23 protein-coding genes and 1 pseudogene are annotated in these 22,660 nt (G+C 67.9%); 13 read left to right on the forward strand and 11 right to left on the reverse strand.

The window, feature by feature from the left end:
- The 5 genes and pseudogenes from ML342_RS00005 to ML342_RS00025 form a co-directional block, all read left to right on the forward strand.
- Positions 1–252, forward strand: a 252-nt coding sequence (locus tag ML342_RS00005; RefSeq protein WP_369408256.1) for a restriction endonuclease subunit S, incomplete at its 5' end; no start/stop codon positions are given.
- Positions 249–1,964 (forward strand): ATP-dependent nuclease, encoded by a 1,716-nt coding sequence (locus ML342_RS00010; protein ID WP_240124880.1) that lies wholly within the window; start codon positions 249–251, stop codon positions 1,962–1,964. The genes ML342_RS00005 and ML342_RS00010, both read left to right, overlap by 4 nt.
- Before the next feature lie 51 nt (positions 1,965–2,015).
- Positions 2,016–2,267: pseudogene (locus ML342_RS00015) on the forward strand (type I restriction endonuclease); the annotation flags it as partial.
- Between the two features lie 77 nt (positions 2,268–2,344).
- Entirely contained in the window at positions 2,345–3,343 is a 999-nt protein-coding gene (locus ML342_RS00020) for a virulence RhuM family protein/type II toxin-antitoxin system death-on-curing family toxin (RefSeq protein ID WP_240124882.1), read from the forward strand.
- A 3-nt stretch (positions 3,344–3,346) separates the two neighbouring features.
- Entirely contained in the window at positions 3,347–6,550 is a 3,204-nt protein-coding gene (locus tag ML342_RS00025; protein WP_240124883.1) for a type I restriction endonuclease subunit R, read from the forward strand.
- Positions 6,551–6,700: 150 nt separating this feature from the next.
- Here ML342_RS00025 and asd read toward each other — a convergent pair whose 3' ends face one another.
- Both asd and ML342_RS00035 read right to left on the reverse strand, forming a co-directional pair.
- Positions 6,701–7,543 (reverse strand): archaetidylserine decarboxylase, encoded by an 843-nt coding sequence (gene asd / locus ML342_RS00030; protein ID WP_240124884.1) that lies wholly within the window; start codon positions 7,541–7,543, stop codon positions 6,701–6,703.
- Positions 7,540–8,187, reverse strand: a complete 648-nt coding sequence (locus tag ML342_RS00035; protein ID WP_240124885.1) for an SCO family protein — start codon at positions 8,185–8,187, stop codon at positions 7,540–7,542. Before ML342_RS00035 ends, asd begins: the two co-directional genes overlap by 4 nt.
- Positions 8,188–8,273: 86 nt before the next feature.
- Here ML342_RS00035 and prmB point away from each other — a divergent pair, with 86 nt between their 5' ends.
- Both prmB and ML342_RS00045 read left to right on the forward strand, forming a co-directional pair.
- Entirely contained in the window at positions 8,274–9,206 is a 933-nt protein-coding gene (gene prmB, locus ML342_RS00040) for a 50S ribosomal protein L3 N(5)-glutamine methyltransferase (RefSeq protein WP_240124886.1), read from the forward strand.
- A gap of 441 nt (positions 9,207–9,647) precedes the next feature.
- The gene (locus ML342_RS00045; protein WP_240124887.1) at positions 9,648–10,091 is read left to right on the forward strand and encodes a DUF6491 family protein; all 444 of its coding nucleotides are present in this window, start codon (positions 9,648–9,650) and stop codon (positions 10,089–10,091) included.
- Here the strand turns inward: ML342_RS00045 and ML342_RS00050 are convergent.
- The 4 genes from ML342_RS00050 to ftsY are packed head-to-tail and all read right to left on the reverse strand — an operon-like array spanning position 10,073 to position 13,720.
- On the reverse strand, positions 10,073–10,342 hold the full coding sequence (locus ML342_RS00050) for an oxidative damage protection protein (protein WP_240124888.1): 270 nt from the start codon (positions 10,340–10,342) through the stop codon (positions 10,073–10,075). The genes ML342_RS00045 and ML342_RS00050 overlap by 19 nt on opposite strands.
- Positions 10,339–11,391: an A/G-specific adenine glycosylase gene (mutY, locus tag ML342_RS00055; RefSeq protein WP_240124889.1), complete on the reverse strand. Its 1,053-nt coding sequence runs from the start codon at positions 11,389–11,391 to the stop codon at positions 10,339–10,341. The genes ML342_RS00050 and mutY overlap by 4 nt, the downstream gene beginning before the upstream one ends.
- The gene (locus ML342_RS00060) at positions 11,388–12,662 is read right to left on the reverse strand and encodes a hypothetical protein (protein WP_240124890.1); all 1,275 of its coding nucleotides are present in this window, start codon (positions 12,660–12,662) and stop codon (positions 11,388–11,390) included. The genes mutY and ML342_RS00060 overlap by 4 nt, the downstream gene beginning before the upstream one ends.
- A complete protein-coding gene (gene ftsY, locus ML342_RS00065; RefSeq protein WP_439655132.1) occupies positions 12,659–13,720 on the reverse strand; it encodes a signal recognition particle-docking protein FtsY in 1,062 nt (353 codons plus the stop codon). Before ftsY ends, ML342_RS00060 begins: the two co-directional genes overlap by 4 nt.
- A gap of 60 nt (positions 13,721–13,780) precedes the next feature.
- On the opposite strand from ftsY, the gene rsmD reads away from it, so the two are divergent.
- The 6 genes from rsmD (at position 13,781) to ML342_RS00095 (ending at position 18,641) form a co-directional block, all read left to right on the forward strand.
- The gene (rsmD, locus tag ML342_RS00070; protein ID WP_240124892.1) at positions 13,781–14,377 is read left to right on the forward strand and encodes a 16S rRNA (guanine(966)-N(2))-methyltransferase RsmD; all 597 of its coding nucleotides are present in this window, start codon (positions 13,781–13,783) and stop codon (positions 14,375–14,377) included.
- Between the two features lie 24 nt (positions 14,378–14,401).
- Positions 14,402–14,902, forward strand: coding sequence for a pantetheine-phosphate adenylyltransferase (coaD, locus tag ML342_RS00075; RefSeq protein WP_240124893.1), 501 nt, complete (start codon positions 14,402–14,404; stop codon positions 14,900–14,902).
- Between the two features lie 56 nt (positions 14,903–14,958).
- Positions 14,959–15,447, forward strand: a complete 489-nt coding sequence (locus ML342_RS00080; RefSeq protein ID WP_240124894.1) for a hypothetical protein — start codon at positions 14,959–14,961, stop codon at positions 15,445–15,447.
- Between the two features lie 142 nt (positions 15,448–15,589).
- A complete protein-coding gene (gene ggt, locus ML342_RS00085; RefSeq protein ID WP_240124895.1) occupies positions 15,590–17,311 on the forward strand; it encodes a gamma-glutamyltransferase in 1,722 nt (573 codons plus the stop codon).
- 41 nt (positions 17,312–17,352) lie between these two features.
- Positions 17,353–18,243, forward strand: a complete 891-nt coding sequence (locus tag ML342_RS00090; protein WP_240124896.1) for an MBL fold metallo-hydrolase — start codon at positions 17,353–17,355, stop codon at positions 18,241–18,243.
- 11 nt (positions 18,244–18,254) lie between these two features.
- Entirely contained in the window at positions 18,255–18,641 is a 387-nt protein-coding gene (locus tag ML342_RS00095) for an MAPEG family protein (RefSeq protein WP_240124897.1), read from the forward strand.
- Between the two features lie 63 nt (positions 18,642–18,704).
- On the opposite strand, the gene ispA is transcribed toward ML342_RS00095, so the two are convergent.
- The 5 genes from ispA to ML342_RS00120 all read right to left on the reverse strand — a co-directional run bounded on the left by ispA (position 18,705) and on the right by ML342_RS00120 (position 22,608).
- Positions 18,705–19,580 carry a (2E,6E)-farnesyl diphosphate synthase gene (gene ispA, locus ML342_RS00100; protein WP_275672327.1) on the reverse strand — a complete coding sequence of 292 codons (876 nt, stop codon included), beginning with the start codon at positions 19,578–19,580 and terminating at the stop codon, positions 18,705–18,707.
- Positions 19,573–19,845, reverse strand: a complete 273-nt coding sequence (locus ML342_RS00105) for an exodeoxyribonuclease VII small subunit (protein ID WP_240124898.1) — start codon at positions 19,843–19,845, stop codon at positions 19,573–19,575. The genes ispA and ML342_RS00105 overlap by 8 nt, the downstream gene beginning before the upstream one ends.
- Before the next feature lie 10 nt (positions 19,846–19,855).
- On the reverse strand, positions 19,856–21,136 hold the full coding sequence (gene tilS, locus ML342_RS00110; RefSeq protein ID WP_240124899.1) for a tRNA lysidine(34) synthetase TilS: 1,281 nt from the start codon (positions 21,134–21,136) through the stop codon (positions 19,856–19,858).
- A gap of 58 nt (positions 21,137–21,194) precedes the next feature.
- The gene (locus ML342_RS00115) at positions 21,195–21,488 is read right to left on the reverse strand and encodes a hypothetical protein (RefSeq protein WP_240124900.1); all 294 of its coding nucleotides are present in this window, start codon (positions 21,486–21,488) and stop codon (positions 21,195–21,197) included.
- A gap of 154 nt (positions 21,489–21,642) precedes the next feature.
- The gene (locus tag ML342_RS00120; protein WP_240124901.1) at positions 21,643–22,608 is read right to left on the reverse strand and encodes an acetyl-CoA carboxylase carboxyltransferase subunit alpha; all 966 of its coding nucleotides are present in this window, start codon (positions 22,606–22,608) and stop codon (positions 21,643–21,645) included.
- Between the last annotated feature and the right edge of the window lie 52 nt (positions 22,609–22,660).

Here is a 22,660-nt window from a genome sequence, read left to right on the forward strand (position 1 = left end):
GGAAACCCGCCTGAAAGCGCCGGAAACGGCGCGTATACAGGGCATTGGAACGGCATTCGAGGCAAAAATCTGCCTTGGGAGACCGAGATCGAGGCGTCAGGGCGGGTTGTTCAGACCTTCCTTAAAGGACAAGAAGATGCCAATCGAGAGTCTAAATTCCTTGCTCTACTCCGCGACACCCTTCTGCCCAAACTGATCTCCGGCGAGATGCGCGTTCCGGATGTCGATAAGTTCATGGGGGCCATGGCATGAAGCTGACACATATTTCGATCCACAATTTTCGTGGAATCTTGGACGCGTCCATGGCGTTTCATCCTTACTCGCTCATTGTTGGCGCGAACAACTCGGGCAAAAGCACGATCATTGACTGCATCCGTGCCTTTTACGAAAAGGACGGATTCAAGTTCAAGAAGGAGGCCGACTTTCCCCTCAAAGGCGCTACTGATCAAGAGTCTTGGGTTGAACTAACCTTTGCTCTGACAGATGAGGAACATGAATCCCTGAAGGATGAATACAAGACAGACAGCAAATCTCTGAAAGTTAGGAAGTACTTTCAGACGAACGAAAAGCTCGATGACGGAAAAAATGCTGCTGGCTGGATACTGGGTTATAAGTCCGATGGTGTCCTGTCAAATACTCCGTTCTACGGCGCAAAGAATGTTCAAAGCGGCAAGTTCGGTGATCTGATCTACATTCCGGCAATCAGCAAGGTTGACGAACATACCAAGCTGAGTGGCCCATCGGCCCTACGCGACCTGATTACCAACATCATGTCGGACGTTGTGGAGGGAAGTGATGCCTACGCGGCTCTGGCTGATAGCGTCAAGGCCTTTGCGGGTAGCGTTCGGGCGATAGAGACCGAGGACAAGCGATCACTGTCGAGCTTCGAGAGCGACATAAATGCGATGCTTGCGTCATGGCAAGCAAGATTCAGTCTAGAGTTCACGGCTCCATCTACCGCGGAGATCATCAAGTCCATGCTTGGATGGAGTATCCGCGACAATCACCATGAAAGGCCGCAAGGAGTTGAGTACTTTGGCTCCGGTTTTCAGCGTCACTTCATCTATTCACTTATTCAGCTTGGAGCGAAGTACGTACCCCAGAAGGTGTCAAGGAAAGCGAAGGACTTCTCGCCTTCTCTGAACCTGGTGCTCTTTGAAGAGCCAGAAGCATTCCTGCATCCGCCACAACAGGAAGATCTGGCGCGAAACCTAATCAGGGTGAGCCACGCGGATGACTGGCAAATTGTATGTACCACACACTCCGCCCACTTTGTGAGTAGAAATGTCTCGCGGATCCCCGCCATCATTCGAGCTCGGCGAAATAACGGGATCGTGTCTATCTACCAAATAGATGACGCGCGATGGAGCATCATCGTGGATGCAAATAGAAGCATCCAACAGATTGCTGCAAAGTACTCCAAGGTGGCGAAAACCATGCAGGCAGATGACCTGCAGCCAGACATGGAATCCGTAAAGTACTGCTTGTGGCTTAATCCAGATCGAGCGGGGATGCTTTTTGCTCAGCATGTCCTGTTGGTGGAAGGGCCAAGCGAAACAGCGCTGATCAACCGTCTGCTGGACGATGGGAAGCTATCCTTGCCGCAAGGAACCTATGTATTGGACTGTCTCGGCAAGTACAACATTCACCGATTTATGAACTTGCTCAGCAGTCTCGGTGTGCCTCATGCCGTTATTCATGATGACGACGATAACGCAAACGAACATCAGGAACTCAATCAGCTCATTTATGACTCAAGAAATGCAGAATTTACGTGTGCGGTCGTGACCATACCAAAAGACCTGGAAAGTCTATTGAGCATCAACCCTCCAGGTTCTAGTCATAGAAAACCTCAGCATCTTCTGTATTGCTACTCTTCCAACAAGATTGATGCGGAAGCCATCAGCAAATTTTGCGAGCTGGTTCAGTCCTGCTTTGGAACTGAGATAGCAAGTAGAGTTTGAGTGTTTCTGAGACTCCCGCCAGAGTTCCCGCCAAGAACAAGGAGAAGCGCATTGGCATTCTTGTCGGAGGCCGAGATCGAAAGCGCGCTGCTGGATCAGCTGCGCGCGCTCGGTTACAGCGTTGAACGCGAGGACGACATCGGCCCCGACGGCCATTGGCCGGAGCGCGAGAGCCACGACGAGGTGGTGCTGCGCAGGCGGTTCGAGGAAGCCGTTGCCCGCCTGAACCCCGGGGTGCCGCCGGAGGCGCGGCAGGACGCGATCCGCAGGGTCGTACAGGCCGTGCGGGCCTCGCGGCTCGATGCGCATGATCCGCACGGCCTGATTTCCGGCACGCTGCGTATCTCCGATGCCCAAGCCTTCCTCAAGGAACGTGACTTATGAACGAAGCTGGGCAACTCGTCATCTTCGAAGCTGAAAACGGTCCGGTCCAGGTGCGGCTGGAGGGAGAGACCGTGTGGCTGACGCAGGCGCAGATGGCCGAGCTGTTCGGCACTTCCAGTGACAACATCAGCCTGCACCTCAAGAACATTTACAAGGAGCGGGAGCTTCAGGAGGCGGCAACTACCGAGGATTTCTCGGTAGTTCGCCAGGAGGGCGCACGGCAGGTACGACGCCGGCTCAAGCACTACAACCTCGACGCCATCATTTCCGTGGGGTATCGGGTCAGTTCCGCGAAAGCGACGCGCTTTCGCCAGTGGGCAACTACCGTCCTGCGTGAGCACCTGACCCGTGGCTTCACCCTGAACCGCCAACGCTTCGAACGCAACGCCGCCGAGCTGGAAGCCGCGCTGCAGCTGGTGAGAAAGGCGGCTGCGGGCGAGGCGCTGACCGCCGAACAGGGCCGCGGGCTGGTGGATGTGATCGCGCGCTACACCCAGACCTTCCTGTGGCTGCAGCGCTATGACGAGGGGCTGCTGACTGCACCGGCGGGCAGTCCGGGCGGCGTGCTGCCGACACTGGACGAGGCCCGTGCCGCCATTGCGCGGCTGAAGGCTGACCTGATGGCGCGCGGCGAGGCGACAGATCTGTTCGGGCGCGAGCGCGGCGATGCCTTTGCGGCCCTGCTCGGCAATCTGGACCAGACGGTGTTCGGCGAGCCGGCCTATCCCACGGTGGAAACCAAGGCCGCGCACCTGCTGTATTTCGTCATCAAGAACCATCCGTTCGCGGACGGCAACAAGCGCAGCGGGGCCTTCCTGTTCGTGGATTTCCTGGCACGCAACGGGCGCCTGCTGCGCAACGGCGAGCCCATCATCAACGACGTGGGGCTGGCGGCGCTGGCGCTGCTGGTGGCGGAATCCGACGCCAAGAACAAGGACGTGATGATCCGCCTGATCGAGAACATGTTGGCGCTGCCAACACCGGCCGGAGCTTGAAGGATGGCCTTTCTGTCGGAAGCCGAGGTGGAAAATGCCCTTCTGGATCAGCTGCGCGCGCTCGGCTACAGCATCGAACGCGAGGAGAACATCGGCCCCGACGGGCATCGCCCCGAGCGCGAAAGCCACGACGAGGTGGTGCTGAAGCGGCGGCTTGAGGAAGCGGTGGCCCGCCTGAACCCCTCGCTGCCCGCTGAAGCCCGGCACGACGCGATCCGGCGCGTGACGCAGTCCGAGCTGCCGAACCTTCTGGAAGAGAACCGCCGGCTCCATCGCCTGCTGACCGAAGGCGTGGATGTGGAGTACTACGCGGATGATGGCGTGCTCACCGCTGGCAAGGCGCGGCTGATCGACTTCGATGACCCGGCCAACAACGACTGGCTGGCGGTGAACCAGTTCGTGGTCATCAACGGACAGTATCAGCGGCGGCCCGATGTGGTGCTGTTCATCAACGGCCTGCCGCTCGCGGTGATCGAGCTCAAGGCGCCGGGCGACCACCAGGCCACCGTCGTGGCCGCGTTCAACCAGTTGCAGACCTACAAGCAGCAGATTCCGCAGCTCTTCCAGACGAACGCGCTGCTGGTGGCGTCCGATGGACTCATGGCGCGGGTGGGCTCGCTCTCGGCCGATCTCGAACGCTTCATGCCGTGGCGCACCACCGACGGCCGGGAGGTGGCGCCCAAGGGAGCGCCGGAGCTGGAGACGCTGATCGACGGCGTGTTCGAGCCTCGGCGCCTGCTGGACCTGCTGCGCGACTTCACGGTGTTCGGCGAGACGGGAGCCAGCCTCGTCAAGATCATCGCCGGCTATCACCAGTTCCACGCGGTGAAGAAGGCGGTGGAGCAGACCGTGCGTGCCATGCCGCCTGCCCATGTCGCGAAGGAGGACCCGGCCGACTACGGCCTGCCCTCGGTCAAGAGCCAGCGCCCCGGCGACCGGCGCGCCGGTGTGATCTGGCACACCCAGGGTTCGGGCAAGAGCCTGCTGATGGCCTTCTACGCGGGCCTCTTGGTCAAGCATCCGGCGCTGGAGAACCCGACGCTGGTCGTGCTGACCGACCGCAACGACCTGGACGATCAGCTCTTCGCCACCTTCTCGATGTGCCGCGACCTGATCCGCCAGACGCCGGTGCAGGCCGAGGGGCGCGAGCACTTGAAGGAACTGCTCAACCGGGCATCGGGCGGGGTGATCTTCACCACGTTGCAGAAGTTCGGCGAGGTCGAGGGGCCGCTCACCCTGCGACGCAATGTTGTGGTCATCGCCGACGAGGCGCACCGCAGCCAGTACGGCTTCAAGGCCAAGGTGGATGCCAGGACCGGCGAAATTTCCTACGGCTTCGCCAAGTACATGCGCGATGCCCTGCCGAACGCCTCGTTCATCGGCTTCACCGGCACGCCTATCGAGGCCGACGACGTGAACACCCCGGCGGTGTTCGGTCACTACATCGACATCTACGACATCAGCCGCGCGGTGGAAGACGGCGCCACGGTGCCGATCTACTACGAGTCGCGCCTGGCGCGCATCGAGCTGGCCGAGGACGAAAAACCCAAGCTCGACGCGGAGATCGAGGAGATTCTGGAAGGCGAGGAAGAATCCGCCCGCGAACGCGCCAAGCAGAAGTGGGCCACGGTGGAGGCCCTGGTCGGCGCGGACAAGCGCTTGAGGTTGGTCGCGGAGGACATCGTCCGCCACTTCGAGGACCGGGTGGCGGCCCTGGACGGCAAGGCGATGATCGTCTGCATGAGCCGGCGCATCTGCGTCAAGCTCTACAACGAGATCGTGAAGCTGCGTCCCGGATGGCACAGCGATGACGACCACGCCGGCAGCGTCAAGATCGTGATGACGGGCGCGGCCTCCGATCCGGCCGACTGGCAGAAGCACATCGGCAACAAGGCGCGGCGGGATCTGCTTGCCAAGCGCGCCCGCGACCCGAACGACCCGCTCAAGCTCGTGATCGTGCGCGACATGTGGCTGACCGGCTTCGACGCGCCCTGCATGCATACGATGTACGTGGACAAGCCGATGCGCGGCCACGGCCTGATGCAGGCCATCGCGCGCGTCAACCGCGTGTTCCGCGACAAGCCTGCCGGGCTGATCGTGGACTACATCGGCATTGCGCAGAACCTGAAGAACGCGCTGGCCCAATACTCACCGCGCGACCGCGAGAACACCGGTATCGACGAGGCCGAGGCTGTTGCGGTGATGCTGGAGAAGTACGAGGTCGTGCGCGACATGTTCCATGGCTTCGACTACCTTTCGGCCTTGAACGGTTCGCCGCAAGCGCGTCTTGCGATGATGGCTGGCGCCATCGAGTGGATTCTGGAGAGGCAGCAACAGTGGGCCGCCCAGGAAAGGACGCCCGAGGGCAAGAAGGCGGCGCACCGGCGCTACCAGGACGCCGTGCTGGCGCTGTCCAAGGCGTTCGCGCTGGCGGCATCGAGCGATGAGGCGCGGGAGATCCGCGAAGAGGTGGGCTTCTTCCAGGCCATTCGCGCGGCGCTGGTCAAGTCGAGCGCGGGCGCAGGCACCTCCGCCCAGGATCGGGAGCTTGCGATCCAGCAGATCGTCAGCCGCGCGGTGGTCTCGACCGAGATCGTGGACATCCTGGCGGCTGCCGGCATCAAGAGCCCGGACATCTCCATCCTGTCCGACGAGTTCCTGGCCGAAGTGCAGCAGATGGAGAAGAAGAACCTGGCGCTGGAAGCCCTGCGCAAGCTCCTCAACGACGGCATCCGCTCACGCGCCAAGGCCAACGTCGTGCAGACCCGTGCGTTTTCGGAGCGGCTGGAGGAGGCGGTCGCGCGCTACCACGCCAACGCGATCACGACGGCCGAGGTGCTGCAGGAGCTGATCCAGCTCGCCAAGGACATCCGCGCCGCCCGGCAGCGCGGGGAAGAGTCCGGCTTGTCGGACGAAGAGATCGCCTTCTACGACGCACTCGCGGAGAACGAATCCGCCGTGCAGGTGATGGGCGACGACAAGCTGAAGCTGATCGCACACGAATTGCTGATGAGCCTGCGCGAGAACGTATCCGTGGATTGGGCCCGCCGCGACTCTGCCCGCGCGAGGATGCGGGTGCTGGTGAAGCGCATCCTGCGGAAGTACGGCTACCCGCCCGATCTGCAGGATGCTGCGGTGCAAACGGTATTGCAGCAGGCCGAGGCGTTGTCGTCAGGGTGGTCGATTTCTCGGGGATGGGCGCACTGATATGCCCGGCCGTGAAATTGAGCGCGTGAACTGAAAGCGATGAAAAGCGGTGTCGGGTTCACTTCCTGATCTGTTGGTTCCCATCACGCACAAGGCCCGCATCGCTGCGGGCCTTGTCGTGTCTGGATTCCGGTTGACCTGCCGGCGTCGTCAATCCCGCAGCGCCAGCCGCTGCCCCAGCCGCACCGGGGATTCGGCATGCAGCGCCGGATCCAGCGTGGCCGCGCCCTTGGGCAGCAGCACGATGACGGTGCTGCCGTAGTTGAAGCGGGCCATCTCGGCGAAGCGTTCCAGGGTGATCCCCTTGCCGCGATAGTCCTTGCGGACGATGGCATGGCCATAGGGCGGGACTTCCTCGCCGCCCCAGACGGTTTCGATGCCCGATACCAGCAGCGCGCCCACCATCACCTGCGCCATGGGGCCGAAGTCGGTGTCGAAGTGGCAGACCAGGCGCTCGTTGCGGGCGAACAGGCGCGGCACGCTGGCCACGGCATCCACGCCCACCGAGAACAGGCGGCCGGGCACGTGCACGGTTTCGCGCAGGGTGCCGGTCCACGGCATGTGCACGCGGTGGTAGTCGCGCGGCGACAGGTACACGGTGGCGAAGCTGCCGTCGCGGAACGGGGCGGCATCGGCCTCGCTGCCCAGCAGTTCGGCGGCGGTGAAACTGCGCCCCTTGGCCTGGAAGATGCGGCCGTCCACGATTGGCCCGCACTGGCTGATATGGCCGTCGGCCGGCATCAGCAGGGCGCGCGGGTCGGCATCGGGCGTGCGCGCGCCGGGCTTCAGCGCGCGGGTGAAGAACGCGTTGAAGCTGGGGTAGGCGGTGGGGTCGGGCTCCGCCGCTTCGCTCAGGTCCACGCCGAACCGGCGGGTGACGGTGTCGATCAGCCACTGCTTGAGCGCGCGGTTTTGCGAGTACGCCAGCCGCCGCGCCAGCGAGGACAGCAGGCGGTGCGGCAGCACATAGGTGAGGGCGGTGAGGGGACTCATCGGGCGGGCGTGCTCAGCGCTTTGAGATCGGCCGCGATGCCCTTGACGTCGAACGGCGGCTGCACCACGCCAGCCATGCGCACCGAAGGGTCCAGCAGCACGAAGGCAGCGCTGTGGTCGATGCTGTAGTCGGCCGGGTCGCCGCTGGGGCCGGGCACCTTCATGAATACCAGCGATAGCGCGCGGGCGAAGGCCTGAAGCTGCGGCAGCGGCGCGGTGGCGGCCAGGGTGTCGGGGTGGAAGGCATGGGCGTAGCGGGCGACGGTCTCGGGGGTGTCGCGCTCGGGATCGGCGGAGACGAACAGCACCCGCGGGCGGGTGGCCTCCGGCAGCGCGGCCCACTGCTTCTGCGCGCCGGCGATTTCCGCCAGGGTGGTCGGGCAGACGTCGGGGCAGTGGGTATAGCCCAGGAACACCAGCGTCCAGTGGCCTTTCAGCGTGTCCGGCGTCAGCGCGGTGCCATCGGCCTGCTGCAGACGGAAGGCGGGCAGGGCGCGTGGAGTGGGAAACAGGGTGAGCGCGCGCGGGGCGGGCAGGGCGGGCACGGTCGGGGCATTCGGGCCAAGCAGGCGCTGCGCGGCCCACAGGCCGAGCGCGGCGGCGACCACGGCGACGACCAGCAGGGGGACGAGGCGTTTGGACATGGACGGGCAACCAGCAGGCGGTGAAGGCCCATGATACCGGGGCGCCGCCGGTATACTTCAGAACCTTTGCCCGCGCGCCTTCGCCCATGTCTCAGGAACTGCAGACCATCATCGACCTGATCCGCTACGGCGCCAGCCGGTTCAACGCGGCCGGCCTGACCTTCGGCCACAGCTACGACAACGCGCTGGACGAGGCCACCCAGCTCACCCTGCATGCCCTGCACCTGCCGCACGACCTGCCGCCGGCCTACGGCAACGCCCGCGTCACCGAGGCCGAGAAGGAGGAGGTGCTGGCCCTGTTCCTGCGCCGCATCGAAGAGCGCATTCCGGCCTGCTACCTCACTGGCGAGGCATGGTTTGCGGGGCTCAGCTTCAAGTGCGATCCACGTGCGCTGGTGCCACGCTCGCCGATCGCGGAGCTGATCGAGGCCGGCTTCCAGCCCTGGCTGGGCGACCGCGAGGTGCGTCGCGCGCTGGATCTGTGCACCGGTTCTGGCTGCATCGCGATCGCGATGGCGCACTACAACCCGGACTGGCACGTGGACGGCGTGGACATCAGCGACGACGCGTTGGCGCTGGCGCGCGAGAACGAGGCGCGGTTGCACGTCAAGAACGTGCGGTTTCTGAAATCCGACCTGTTCTCCGCGCTGACCGGCGAGCGCTACGACCTGATCGTCACCAATCCGCCTTACGTCACCAATGCCGAGACCGACGCGCTGCCGCGCGAATACGCGCACGAGCCCGAGCTGGGCCTGCGCGCCGGCGACGACGGCCTGGATCTGGCCCTGCGCATCCTGTGCGATGCGCCGCTGCACCTCACCGAGGACGGCCTACTCATCTGCGAGGTGGGCGAGGCCGAGCAGTCCCTGGTCAAGCTGCTGCCGGAGCTGCCGCTGGCGTGGGTGGAGTTCAAGGTCGGGCAGATGGGCGTCTTCGTGGCCGAGTGCGCCGACCTGATCGAGCACAATGCCCGCATCGCGCAACTCGTCGCGGCGCGCGCGAAACCAGGCCTGTTCTAGTGGGCGCGATCTTTCGGCGCGCGAATGCGCGTCGCCCAGCGCGCTGATGACGTTGCAGGCCCGGGCGAGCGATGTGCGGCGGTGCTCGTCATTCGTCGCGGAACTTGCCGGTGAAACGCTCGATGTCATCGTGCCGCTTGCAGCCGCCTGGCTCGATCAGCAGGGCGGGATGCCGCGCTGCTGTATCCATGCCATGAAAAGCCGGGGCATCACGCGCGGCCCGTGGCGATGGAGATGCGGTACTTCCGCGCCTTGAACGATTGCGCGTCCTGGCGGGGGGAGCCGCGGATCCGGTTCCCTCGGCGATCTGACGCCCGCCGAGGTTCGCCAGCTGAACCAGGAAAATCTGTGTGCGCGACGGAAAGCTCACGCTACGACCGGCTAAGCTTGGGTTGCACCAGGCGCGCGGATGATGTGTGTAGGCCACCACGGAGTCACGCCATGAATGCCAACGATGCCAAGGCTTTTCTCGTTGGATTGAGCCTCGCGCTGGCGGTGTCCGGCTGCGCCAGCGCGCGGATCGACGATGGCCAGCGCCTGGCGCTGTACCAGGCGCATGCCGGCGCGCCGGTGTCGCAGGTGCGCTACTACGATCCGATCGGCTGGGAGCGGGTGGATGGCCAGCATGTAGCGCTGCAGATGCGGCCGAACGAGACCTGGCTGCTGACGCTCTCGGGGCCTTGCCTGGACTGGGGCGGCGGGTCGCCGTTCCTGAAGGTGGTATCCAGCGACGGCATGACCCTGTCCACGTTCGACCGGGTGCAGGTGCCGGGCGGGCCGATGAGCTGTCAGATCCGTGAGATCCGCCCGCTCGACACCAAGGCGGTGCGCGCCGCAGAGAAGGCGCTGCGCGCGCAGGCGAAGGTTCAGGCTTCCGGCACGTAGCCGGCGGGCTTGTCGGCGCCGCCGCCGAACAGGAACTTGGCCATCTCGCCTTCGAGGAAGGCGCGGTGCTGCGGGTTCAGCGGCGACAGCCGGTTTTCGTTGATCAGCATGGTCTGGTGCGCCAGCCAGCGCTGCCAGGCCGGCTTGCCGACGCTGTCGAACACGCGTTTGCCGAGTTCGCCGGGCCACGGCGGGAAGTCCAGGCCGTCGGTGTCGATGTCATCCACCACGCAATGCACTCGGCGGGTCATGCGGTTTGCTCCTGCAGCAGTTTGCGAATGGGGGCGGGCAGGCCGATCGTGGAAAGCTCCGCGCGGCGCGCCCAGCGCAGGCCGTCATTATCGGCGATACGCGGCGGCGTGCCGCCGATGCGCACGCGCAGCGGGTGCAGGCGCAGGCGGTAGTGGCTGAAGGCGTGTTCGATCGGCGCCAGCGGCTGCGCCGCGGCGGGATCGCCGCGCAGGTGGTCGCGGAGCCAGGCATGCGCCTGCGCGGCATCTTCCAGCTGCGGCAGCGACCACAGCCCGGCCCACACCCCTATGGGCGGGCGCCGCTGCAGCAGCACGCGGCCGTCGCCATCCTCGGCCAGCAGAAGGTGCGCTTCGCGCTGCGGCAGCGGCTTGCCCGGCTTGGGCGCGGGCAGATCGTGCACCCGGCCCCCGCGGCGCGCGATGCAGGCGTCCTGCAAGGGGCAGATCGCGCAGGCGGGATTGGCGCGGGTGCACAGGGTGGCGCCGAAATCCATCTGCGCCTGGGTCCAGTCGGCCAGCCGCGTGGGCGGCAGCAGGGTTTCGGCAATCGCCCACAGGCGCTTCTCCACCGCCGGCTGGCCCGGCCAGCCTTCGATGCCGAACACCCGGCACAGCACGCGCTTGACGTTGCCGTCGAGGATTGGGGCACGTTCGTCCCAGGCCTGCGCGAGGATCGCGCCAGCGGTGCTGCGGCCGATCCCGGGCAGCGCCATGAGGGCTTGCAGATCGCGCGGCAGCTCGCCGCCGTGACGCTCCAGGCACAGCTTCGCGGCGGCATGCAGGTGGCGGGCGCGGGCGTAGTAGCCGAGGCCCGACCACAGCGCGAGGACCTCGTCCTGCGGTGCGCGGGCAAGCGCGGGGATGTCCGGCAGCGACGCCACGAAGCGCGCGAAGTAGGGAATCACCACCGCCACCTGGGTCTGCTGCAGCATGATCTCGCTCAGCCACACCCGGTACGGCGTGCGCGGATGCTGCCACGGCAGGTCGTGGCGGCCGTGGCGGTCGAACCAGTCCAGCAGGCGCGTGGCGATGTCGGGCATGGTGCTCATGGCGCGTCGTCGAGCTGCAGCTGCACGCCGTCCAACGTCACCCCGTCCAGCACCAGATGCGGGGTGGTCAGGCGGCCGGCCAGCGGCGGCAGCGGCGAACCGCTGGCGCCGGCGTCCAGCCACGTCAGCATCTCGGGCAGGCGGAAGCCCGCCTCCAGCGCGGTGGCGTCGCGGCGCAGGGTGAGATGGGCAGGGCCGCTGGCATCCGGCGCGCCGTCGTAGGCAAGGCTGAAGGTCAGCGGCGAGCGCGACGCCGCCAGCGGCGCCGGCAGCGCGGGCAATCCCGCCGGCCAGGCGGCGATCTCGCCGGCCAGCTGCAGGCGCAGGCGCGCGCCGAGGCTGAAGCTGCCGCGCGCGTTGGCCCGTGGCACCTGCGGATCGCCTTCCAGCACCACGCTGGCCGGCGCGAAGCGCCAGGTGACCTGATCGAAAGCCATCGGCGCGGCCAGCCCGAGCCGGAACGCGGTGCTGCCGCCGGTCGCCTGGTAGCGCGCAGCCAGCCCCAGCCGCACCGGCTGCATCAGCGCCGAGTCGCGCCCGATCCGCAGCGGCCCGGCCAGGAATACCTGCGCCGGCATCCGCCAGCCCTCGCCCGCAAACTCCAGGCGGCCGCGCGCGGAGAGCCGCGCCGGCTGCCGCTCCAGCAGCCGCTGCGGGGTGTCGAGCGAAAGCGTGAGGGCGGCCGGCAGGATGAGCGCGTCCGCGACGTAGCGGCCGCGCACGTCCAGGCGCAGCGCCTGGCGCGGATGCAGCGCGGGCAGGTCGATGGCCAGCGCCTCGATCTTCCAGGCGTCGTTGTCGATTCGCCCATCGACCACGCGCAGGCCATCGACGAGGGTCGGCAGCCGGGTCGCGCTGGGCGGCCGCCCGGCCAGCCAATGCTGCAGCGCCGGCAGGTCCAGCACCGGGGCGTCCAGCTCGATCCGCTGCACGGTGAGGTCGGCACCGCGGGTGCGCAGGGTGCGCCACGGCAGCGCGAGGAGCACGCGGCGCGCACGCAGCAGGGCGCGGGGAGCGCCGGGTTCGCGCGCGACCAGGTCGCGCAGTTCCAGCTGCGGGGTGCCGCGCAGGCGGTAGTCGAAGCCCTCGGCCTCGAGTTCCAGCGCCAGCGCATGGCCGGCCAGCGCCAGCAGGGCGCGCCCGGCGCGCGGGGCAGGGGCCAGCCAGACCATCAGCAGCACCGGCAGAATCAGCGCCAGCGCGATGGCCAGTGCCGCCAGCCGCCGCCACCGGCGCGGGCGCGGGCCGGCGGGCAGCGCCGCTGCGCTCACCCGCCCAGCGACTCCGGCAGCAGCGCGTCCACGAACGCCTCGGCGTCGAACACGCGCAGGTCCTCCGGGCGCTCGCCGATGCCGGCATAGCGGATCGGGATGCCGAACTCGCGCGCCAGCGCGAACACCACGCCGCCCTTGGCGGTGCCGTCCAGCTTGGTCACCACCAGGCCGGTGACCGGCAGCTTCTCGCTGAACTTGCGCACCTGGTTGATCGCGTTCTGGCCGGTGGTGCCGTCGATCACCATCAGCACCTCGTGCGGGGCCTCCGGATCGAGCTTGCGCAGCACGCGCGCGACCTTCGCCAGCTCATCCATCAGCCCGCCTTGGGTATGCAGGCGGCCGGCGGTGTCGGCGATCAGCACGTCCACCCCGCGCGCCTTGGCGGCCTGCAGGGCATCGAACGCGACCGCGGCCGCATCCGCGTTCTGGCCCTGCGCCACCACGGTCACGCCGTTGCGCTCGCCCCAGGCCTGCAGCTGCGCGACCGCGGCGGCGCGGAAGGTGTCACCGGCGGCCAGCATCAGGCTGCGGCCTTCGTCCTTGAAGCGGCGCGCGAGCTTGCCGATGGTGGTGGTCTTGCCGGCGCCGTTGACGCCGACCGTGAGCAGCACGAAGGGTTTCTTCGCCGGGTCGATCTGCAGCGGCCGCGCCACCGGTGCGAGCATCGCCACCAGCTCCGCGCGCAGTGCGGAGAGCAGGGCGTTGGCGTCGGCGAACTCGCGCGCGCGCATCCGCTTGCGCAGCGATTCGACCAGCTGGGTGCTGGCGGTTACGCCGACGTCGGCGGTGAGTAGGGCGGTCTCGATTTCGTCCAGCAGATCATCGTCCAGACGCGGATTGCGCGAGAACAGGCCGCTGAATGCGCGCGCGAAGGCGCTGTCGCGCAGGCGCTGCCGCCAGCCGGGCTTGCCGGCGGGCGCAGGTTCAGCGGAAGCGGCGGCAGCATCTGGGACAGACGGCGCCGGGGCGGAGGTGTCCTCCGGACGTGCGGGCTGGGGCGCGTCGGGGACGGAAGGCTGCGCGTCGGGCTTCTTGCGGCGGAACCAGCTGACCATGAGGCCGTGGGAATAGCGGAGAATGGCGCGCATGGTAGCACCCAGCCTTTCCGTTTCCCGATGAGCCGCTCGCGCGCAAACTCATCTCCGGCGCGGCCCGGCAGCGTCCGCATCATTGCCGGGCGCTGGCGCGGCACGCGCCTGCCGGTGCCGGATCGCCCGGGCCTGCGGCCCACTTCCGACCGCGTGCGCGAGACCCTGTTCAACTGGCTGCAGCCGGTGCTGCCGGGCGCGCGCGTGCTGGACCTGTTCGCCGGCAGCGGCGCGCTCGGGCTGGAGGCCGCTTCGCGCGGAGCAGCCCAGGTGCAGTTGGTGGAGGCCGATCCGCAGCTTGCGCGGGCGTTGACCGAGACGGCGGCAAGGCTGGACCCCGAGCGCCGGGTGGCGGTGCATCGGGGCGACGCGCTGGCGTTCCTGCGCACATCTGCCGAGGCCCCGTTCGACATCGCCTTCGTGGACCCGCCGTTCGCCGCCGGGCTGTGGCCGGCGGTGCTCGCGCTGCTGCCGGCACGAATGGCGGCGCAGGCCTGGCTGTACGTGGAAAGCCCGGCCGGGCAGGTGCCGCCGATGCCCGCGGAGTGGGCACTGCATCGCGAAAACCACACTCGCCAGGTGCGCTATGCGCTGTATCGGCGCGGTACACTGGACCATTCCTGAAGCAGCAGCGGTTCGACGACGAGCATGAGCGTGGCGGCACGCACCGCGGTCTATCCCGGTACCTTCGACCCGATCACCAATGGCCATCTGGACCTGGTGGATCGCGCCGCGCCGCTGTTCGAGCGGCTGGTGGTGGGGGTGGCGGCCAGTCCTTCCAAGGGGCCGGCGCTGCCGCTCGCGCTGCGGGTGGAGCTGGCGCGGCAGGCGCTCGGCCATCACGCCAATGTGGAGGTGCGCGGCTTCGACTGCCTGCTGGCGCATTTCGTGCGTGAGATCGGCGCCGGTGTGCTGCTGCGCGGCCTGCGCGCAGTGTCCGATTTCGAATATGAGTTTCAGATGGCGAGCATGAACCGCCATCTGATCCCGGAGGTCGAGACGCTGTTCCTGACCCCGGCCGAGCAATACGGCTTCATTTCATCGTCGCTGGTGCGCGAGATTTCGCGCCTCGGCGGCGACGTCTCCGGCTTCGTTCCGCCCACGGTCGCGGCGGCGCTCGAAGCCCATTGGCGGGGGCGGGCCGCTTGAGCCGGGCCGCCGCCACCGCTGCATCCATGACCACTGCCAAGCCTGGGGGAAAGCCCATGAACCTGTTGTCCCGTTTGCTCGTCGTCGCCTGCCTGGTGCTGCCGTTCACCGCCTGCAAGAAGGAGGAAGCCCCGCAAACGCAGGCGCAGGTCGCACCGCCGCTGCCCACCGGCAGCGAGCAGAAAGACTGGAAGGCCTATCTGGAATACAAGATCACCCCGCACATGGGCGGCATCACCAGCAGCCCGTACGTGTACTTCCTGCCCAAGCCGGATGTCGAGGACTTCGACGGCAAGTACCAGCGCCAGCTGGAGAAGCTGCAGACCGACCTCGGCCGCGGCATGACCGAGGGCGTGATGCTGGTGTTCGCCTCGCCCGCGCCGGAGAAAGAGGTCGAGATGATCGAAGCCGCCTTCAAGGACGTGCCGCAGGGCAGCATGAAGGGCGTCAAGGTGGTCTTCATCGGCACGCCGATCCTGGGCGAGCGGGTGAAGGCCGCGGTCGAGCCGGCCGGCGTCAACTACATCTTCGAAGAAGCGAAGTAAACCGGCGGCAACCGTCCGCCGCGGGCCCGCCCCGCGACGGACGCAGGCGCAGGGCCGACGCCGGTGCGCGCCGTCCATCGCCACTCCGGCGCGCCGCCCCGGCGGCCGCCGTCTTGCCCGTGGTACCGCAAGGAGTGATCGCATGAACCGCATCGCCTGGCTGCTCTTGGCCTTCCTGCTTCCACTGGCGGCTGCCGCCGGCCCGGCCGCGCCTGCCGCGCATCCTCCCGGCGCGGCGGTGGCGTCCGCGCATCATCTGGCTACCGAGGCCGGGATCGAAGTGCTGCGCCAGGGCGGCAATGCGTTCGACGCCGCGGTGGCAGTGTCCGGGGTGCTGTCGGTGGTGGAGCCGATCAGCTCCGGCCTGGGCGGCGGCGGCATGTGGCTGCTGCACGATGCCAAGAGCGGGCGCGACGTGTTCGTGGACGGGCGCGAGACCGCCCCGGCCGCGGCCACCCCGGACAAGTTCCTCGACGCCAAGGGCAATCTCGACCCCCAGCGCTCGCAGAACGGCCCGTGGTCGGCCGGCATCCCCGGCCTGCCGGCGCTGCTGGTGCATGTGGCCGAGAAATACGGCCGCCTGCCGCTGAAGCAGAGCCTGGCGTCGGCCATCCGGATCGCCCGCGAGGGCTTTCCGGTGTATGCGCGGATGGCCCATGGCTATGCGCTCAAGCGCCAGGTGATGGACCGCTACCCCGGCACCCGCGCGGTGTTCTCGCCGAACGGCAAGCCGATTCGCGAGGGCGACATCTTCCGCCAGCCGGATCTCGCCGCCACGCTCGAGCGCCTCGCCGCGCAGGGCTTCGACGGCTTCTATCGCGGCACTACCGCCAAGCGCCTGGTGGCAGGCGTGAATGCCGCGGGCGGGCAGTGGACGCTGGACGAACTCGCCGGCTACCGGGTGAAGGAGCGCGAGCCAATCCATTTCCGCTACCACGACTGGACGATCACCACCGCGCCGCCGCCGTCCTCGGGTGGGATCGCGCTGGCGCAGATGCTGCAGATCCTCGCGCCCTACGACCTCAAGGCGATGCCCGAGGCCGAGCGCGTGCACATGGTCGTGGAATCGATGCGGCGCGCGTTCCGCGACCGCACCTTCTACCTGGGCGATCCGGATTTCGTGAAGATCCCGCAGCGGCTGCTGCTGTCGCCCGACTACGCCGCCGGCCTGCGCGCGGGCATCGACCCCGACAAGGCCACCCCCAGCGACCTGCTGTCGGGCCAGCCGACCCCGCTGGAGGATGAAGAGACCACCCATTTCTCGATCATCGACGCCGACGGCAACCGGGTAGCCGCCACCCAGACCGTGAACCTGCTGTTCGGCTCCGGGCTGATTCCGCCCGGCACCGGCGTGCTGCTGAACGACGAAATGGACGATTTCGCGCTCAAGCCCGGCACGCCCAATGCGTTCGGTGTGATGGGCTTTGAAGCCAACGCGCCCAAACCGGGCAAGCGCATGCTCAGCTCGATGACGCCCACCTTCATGGAGTCGCGCGACAAGGTGGTGGCGCTGGGCACGCCGGGCGGCAGCCGCATCATCACGATGGTGCTGCTGGGCATCCTCGGCTACGACGCCGGGCTGCAGGCGCCGCAGGTCGCCGCGCTGCCGCGCTACCACCACCAGTGGCTGCCGGACGTGATCGACGCCGAGCCGGGCGCGATCTCCACGCAGGCTGCGCAGGCCCTGCAGGCGATGGGGCATCGCATCGAACTGCCGCCCGACGAAGCGGCCGGTGGCCGCGGCTCCAGCCACGTCTGGGGCAATCTGCAGACGGTGGAGTGGGACCGTCGCGCCAATGTGCTGCGTGGCGGCACCGATCCGCGCAACCCCCAAGGCAAGGCCGCGGTGCTGGCGCAGCCCTGACCGGGCGCGCATCCCCACGCCAGCGCGCAGGAGGCATTCCCATGAAACTCTGGTCATTGCTGGGTAATTCGCAGAAGCTCGATGGCGGTGCGATGTTCGGCAACGCGCCCAAGGCGCTGTGGTCGCGCTGGATGGCGGCGGATGCCGACAACCGCATCGACCTGGCCTGTCGCGCGCTGCTGGCCAGCCCACTCAGCGGCAAGACCGTGCTGTTCGAGGCCGGCATCGGCGCGTTCTTCCCGCCGCCGCTGCGCGAGCGCTACGGCGTGGTCGAGGATCGCCACGTGCTGCTCGATTCGCTGGCGCAGGCCGGCTTCAGCCACGAGGACATCGACGTGGTGGTGCTCAGCCACCTGCACTTCGACCATGCCGGCGGCCTGCTGGCGCCGTGGGCGGAGGGCCGCGCGTCGCAGCTGCTGTTCCCGAACGCCACCTTCGTGGTCGGCCGCGACCACTTCGAGCGCGCGCGCCACCCGCACCCGCGCGACCGCGCCAGCTTCATCCCCGAACTGCCCGCACTGCTGGAAGCGAGCGGCCGGCTGGAGCTGGTGGAGGGCGACCACTGCGCCGCGCTGGGCGAGGCGGTGCGCTTCCATCACAGCGACGGCCACACGCCGGGGCTGCTGCTGGCCGAGATCGTCGGCCCGGAGGTGGTGGAAGGCCAGCCGCACGGCGGCGTGGTGTTCTGCGCCGACCTGATCCCCGGTCGGCCGTGGGTGCACGTCCCCATCACCATGGGCTACGACCGCAACGCCGAACTGCTGATCGACGAGAAGCGCGCCTTCCTCGAGGACAAACTGGCCCGCAACGTGCGCCTGTTCTTCACCCATGACCCCGGCTGCGCGCTGGCGCAGGTGGTGCGCGACGACAAGGGCCGCTTCGCCACCGCGCACGAATATCCCGAACTGCATGCCCGCCCGCTGGCGGCCTGAGGAGCCTTACGATGCCGAAGATCACCCTGCTCATCGCCGCCCTGCACGTGCTGCTGATGCTGGTGCTGCTGATGCGCATCTCGCAACTGCGGCATACGCGCAAGATCGGCCTGGGCGATGGCGGTGATCCCGAGCTGCTGCGCAGCATCCGGGTGCATGCCAACTTCGTCGAGCACGTGCCGATCGCCCTGCTGCTGCTCGCCCTGCTGGAGCTTTCCGGATTGCCCGCGCCGTGGCTATGGGGCCTGGGCGGCGCCCTGCTGCTGGCGCGCGTGCTGCACGCGCAGGGGCTGTCGCGCACCGGCGGCTATTCGTTCGGCCGCTTCTGGGGCACCGCCCTGACCTGGCTGGTGCTGCTGCTCATGGCCCTCGCCGGGGCGTGGCTGGCCCTGCGCTGAAGCCGGCGGCGAGGTGTTTTCGGGCGAGCCGTTTTCGACGCGGGAACGCGAGAGCGTCGCGTCTCAGGCCTGACGCTGCACGGTGAGCCGGGCCAGCGCGGCCAGCGTCGCGGTGTCCACGGCCAACGCGGCCAGCGCTTCCTGCATCTGTGCCGATAGCGCCTGCAGGCGGGCATGGCTGGGCTGCACGCCGAGCAGGGCGGGGAAGGTTGCCTTGTCCTGTGCCTGGTCCTTGCCGGCGGTCTTGCCGAGGCTGGCGGCGTCGCCTTCGATGTCGAGCAGATCGTCCTTGATCTGAAACGCCAGCCCCAGCGCTTCGGCATAGGCATCGAGCGCGGCCGCCTGCTGCGGTGATGCATCTGCGGCCAGCGCCCCCAGACGCACCGCGCAGCGCAGTAGGGCGCCAGTCTTGAGCGCATGCAGGCGCTCGAGCGCGGGCAGGTCGATGCGTTGGCCGGTGGCATCGATGTCCAGCGCCTGGCCTCCGCACATGCCGGCTACCCCGGCCGCGCGCGCCAGTTCGGCCAGCATCGCAACGCGCGTCGCCGGGGATTGCGGCGCACCCGCCAGTACTTCGAAGGCGAGCGCCTGCAGGGCGTCGCCGGCGAGGATCGCGGTGGCCTCGTCGAAGGCCACGTGTACGGTGGGCTGGCCGCGGCGCAGGGCGTCGTCGTCCATCGCCGGCAGGTCGTCGTGGATCAGCGAGTAGCAGTGGATCAGCTCCACCGCCACTGCCGTGGAATCCAGCATCTCTTCCGCGGCGCCGAGCGCATGCCCGGTGGCATACACCAGCAGCGGGCGCATGCGCTTGCCGCCGTTCAGGACGCCGTGGCGCATCGCCGCGTGCAGGCGCCTTGGTGAAGCCTCAGGATCCGGCAGCACCGCATCCAGCGCGGCCTCCACGCGCGCGCGCCAGCGCGTCAGGGCCGCTTCAGTCATCGTCGATGTCGGCGAATGGGTTGGCCTGTTCCGGACGTGCCGGATCGCTGAGCTGGCGCACCCGCAGCTCGGCCTGCTCCAGTGCGGCCTGGCAGCGCTGGTACAGGCTGACGCCCCGCGTGTAGGCATCCAGAGACTGCTCCAAGGTCATCCCGCCTGCTTCCATTTGGGCGACCAGTTGCTCCAGCGCCTGCATCGACTTTTCGAAATCGGCGACCGCCGAGGCATCCTGCGCGGGGTCGAGGGAGTCGGGTGTCTTGGTCATGTGCGGAAGTTTACGCCAGGCGCGTCCAGAGCAGGCGGGCGCCGCGCGCCTGCAGCCACTGGCTGAAGGCGGCGGAGAGCACGCGGTCGCCGGCTGCCAGCACCTGACCATCCGCGGTCGATAGCAGCGGCATGCGCTCGCGCTCCCACGGCGGCACGGCGAGGGCCTGCAGCACGTGCTTGAGCGCATGCGAATGCCGGCGCCCCGGCAACCGGATGCGTTCGCCGCCGCGCCGCGCGTGCGCGCACAGCGGAGCCTCGAAGCCGGTGCTGCCGAGCAGGTGCAGGACATCGCCAGTCGGCAGCATTAGCGGCGTGCGGCCATCCCATCGCGTTTCCCATTCGCGAGCGAGTGGGGCGCGCAGCGGACTGGCATGCAGCAGGCCGCGCCAGCGCTGGATCCGCGCGCCATGCCAGTCGAATCGCGCCTTTGCGTCGTGCGGCGCGTCCAACAGCTCGCGCTGGATGTGGGCGAGCGCGTGCCCGGGCAGCGGTGGCAGCCCGCGCTGTTCCACCCAGCGGCGCAGCAGCCGCGCCTGCCGCATCTGCGGCTGCGCCCGCAGGATGTCGATGCGCAGGGTGTCCGCGGTGATCTGCGCTGTTGCCAGCAAGGCGTCGTCCTCGGCTTCCAGCAGATCTGCCGCCTGCGCGCTCAGCGCGGCGCTGCGGGCGAAGTTTTCCGCGGCCTGTGGCCAGCGCGTGGCCAGCAGCGGCAGCACGTGCCGGCGTAGAAAGGTACGGTCGAAGCGCGGGTCGGCATTGGCTGGGTCCTCCAGCCAGCGCAGGCCGTGCGCCTGCGCGTAATGGGTCAATGCGCGACGCGGTAGGTGCAGCAGCGGGCGCCATAGCCAGCCGTGTGCATAGGGCTGCCAGGAGCGCATCGCGGCCAGACCGTCCACGCCGGACCCGCGCAGGGCGCGTAGCAGGAAAGTTTCGGCCTGATCGTCGCGGTGATGCGCGAGCGCCAGGATCTCATCCTCCGCCAGTGCATCGCGGAAGGCGGCGTGACGTGCCGCGCGCGCTGCTCCCTCCACGCCGAGACCTTTGGGATCCACCTGGACGCGCACGGTGTGCAGAGGCACCCCCAGACCCTCGCAGACCTCCTGGCAGTGCGCGGCCCAGGCGTCGGCCTCTGGATGCAGGCCATGATGGACATGCAGCGCGCGCAGGCCGCGCGTGCGCAAGGCCGGGAGCGTTGCCAGGCGATGCAGCAGGACACTGGAATCCAGCCCGCCGCTGTAGCCGACCAGCAGCGGTCCTGGGCGGGGTGGAACGGTCAGATCGATGGCCATCGGTGCAGGCAACGGCCCGGGAGTGCTCCGCGCCCGGAAGGGCGCGGAGCCGACGGCCTCACTCCGTCTCGACCCGCAGACCGCCGACGATTCCGGCAGCGAGGTTGTAGATCAAGGCCTGGATCACGCCGCCGATGAAGCCGAAGATGCCGTACAGGATCGGCAGGATGATGATGCCCAGGAAGCCTCCCGCCATCATGCCGCCGCCCTCGTGCCCCAGCGCGCTTCCGAGCAGGGCGCCCAGCAGGCTGCCGAACAGGAAAAACATGACGCCCGCGATGAGGCCGATCGCGGCGGCGATGATGGCGGCGATCTTGCCGGCCGACAGAACGTCGATACGCTTGATGATCATGCAGTTCTCCCCAAACGCCGGCGGATTGCCGGCATCGGGAATCTAGCAAAAGCGGCTGGCGCGGCGTATCCGCGGCGACGCGCGATGCCGTCAGGGGCCAGACCTGCTCACGCAGGCCAGCCGGCTAGAACGGCGGCGCAGCCAACCCTGCCGCTCAGGCAGCGTGGATCTCGTAAGCCCCATAGCTGCGCAGACGCTGGTAGCGGCGCTCCAGCAGTTCCGCGATCGGCACACCGGAGAGGGCATCGAGCTCGTTCAACAACACCGCTTTCAGCCGCTTGGCCATCTGCACCGGGTTGCGGTGGGCGCCGCCAATGGGTTCGCGGATCACCTTGTCGATCAGCCCCAGGGCGTGCAGCCGCCTGGCTGTCATGCCCAGCTGCTCGGCCGCCTCCTTGGCCTTGCTGGCATCGCGCCACAGAATCGAGGCGCAGCCTTCCGGAGAGATCACCGAGTAAGTGCTGTATTCGAGCATCAACGTGCGGTCGCCCACGCCGATCGCCAGCGCGCCGCCGGAGCCGCCCTCGCCGATCACGGTGCACACGATCGGCACCTTCAGTTCGGCCATTTCCAGCAGGTTGCGGGCAATCGCCTCGGACTGGCCGCGCTCTTCGGCGTCGATCCCCGGCCAGGCGCCGGCGGTGTCGATGAAGGTCAGCACCGGCAGGCCGAAGCGCTCGGCCAGCTTGAACAGGCGCAGCGCCTTGCGATAGCCCTCCGGCTTGGGCATGCCGAAGTTGCGCCGGACCTTGGTCTTGGTGTCGCGGCCCTTTTCGTGGCCGACTACGACGACGCTACGGCCGTCGATGCGGGCCAGCCCGCCGACGATGGCGTTGTCATCCGCGAACGCGCGGTCGCCGGCCAGTTCCTGGAACTCCTCGCAGATCACCTTCAGGTAATCCAGCGTGTACGGCCGCTGCGGATGGCGCGCCAGCTGTGAGATCTGCCACGGCGTGAGGTCGCGGAAAATCGCCGCGGTGCGCTTGCGCAGCTTTTCCTGCAGCGCGCGCACTTCGGCGTCGATATCGACTGCCGGCCCGGTGCTGGCCTGCCGCAGTTCCTGGATTTTGGCTTCCAGGTCGGCGATCGGCTGCTCGAAGTCGAGGTAGTTCGGGTTCATTCGGCAAAGTGTAGCGCAGCCAGACCACCGTACCGAGCCGGACGGCGCCGGA

Origin of the sequence: Thermomonas alba (assembly GCF_022419205.1) — a bacterium.
Taxonomy (GTDB): Bacteria; Pseudomonadota; Gammaproteobacteria; order Xanthomonadales; family Xanthomonadaceae; genus Thermomonas; species Thermomonas alba.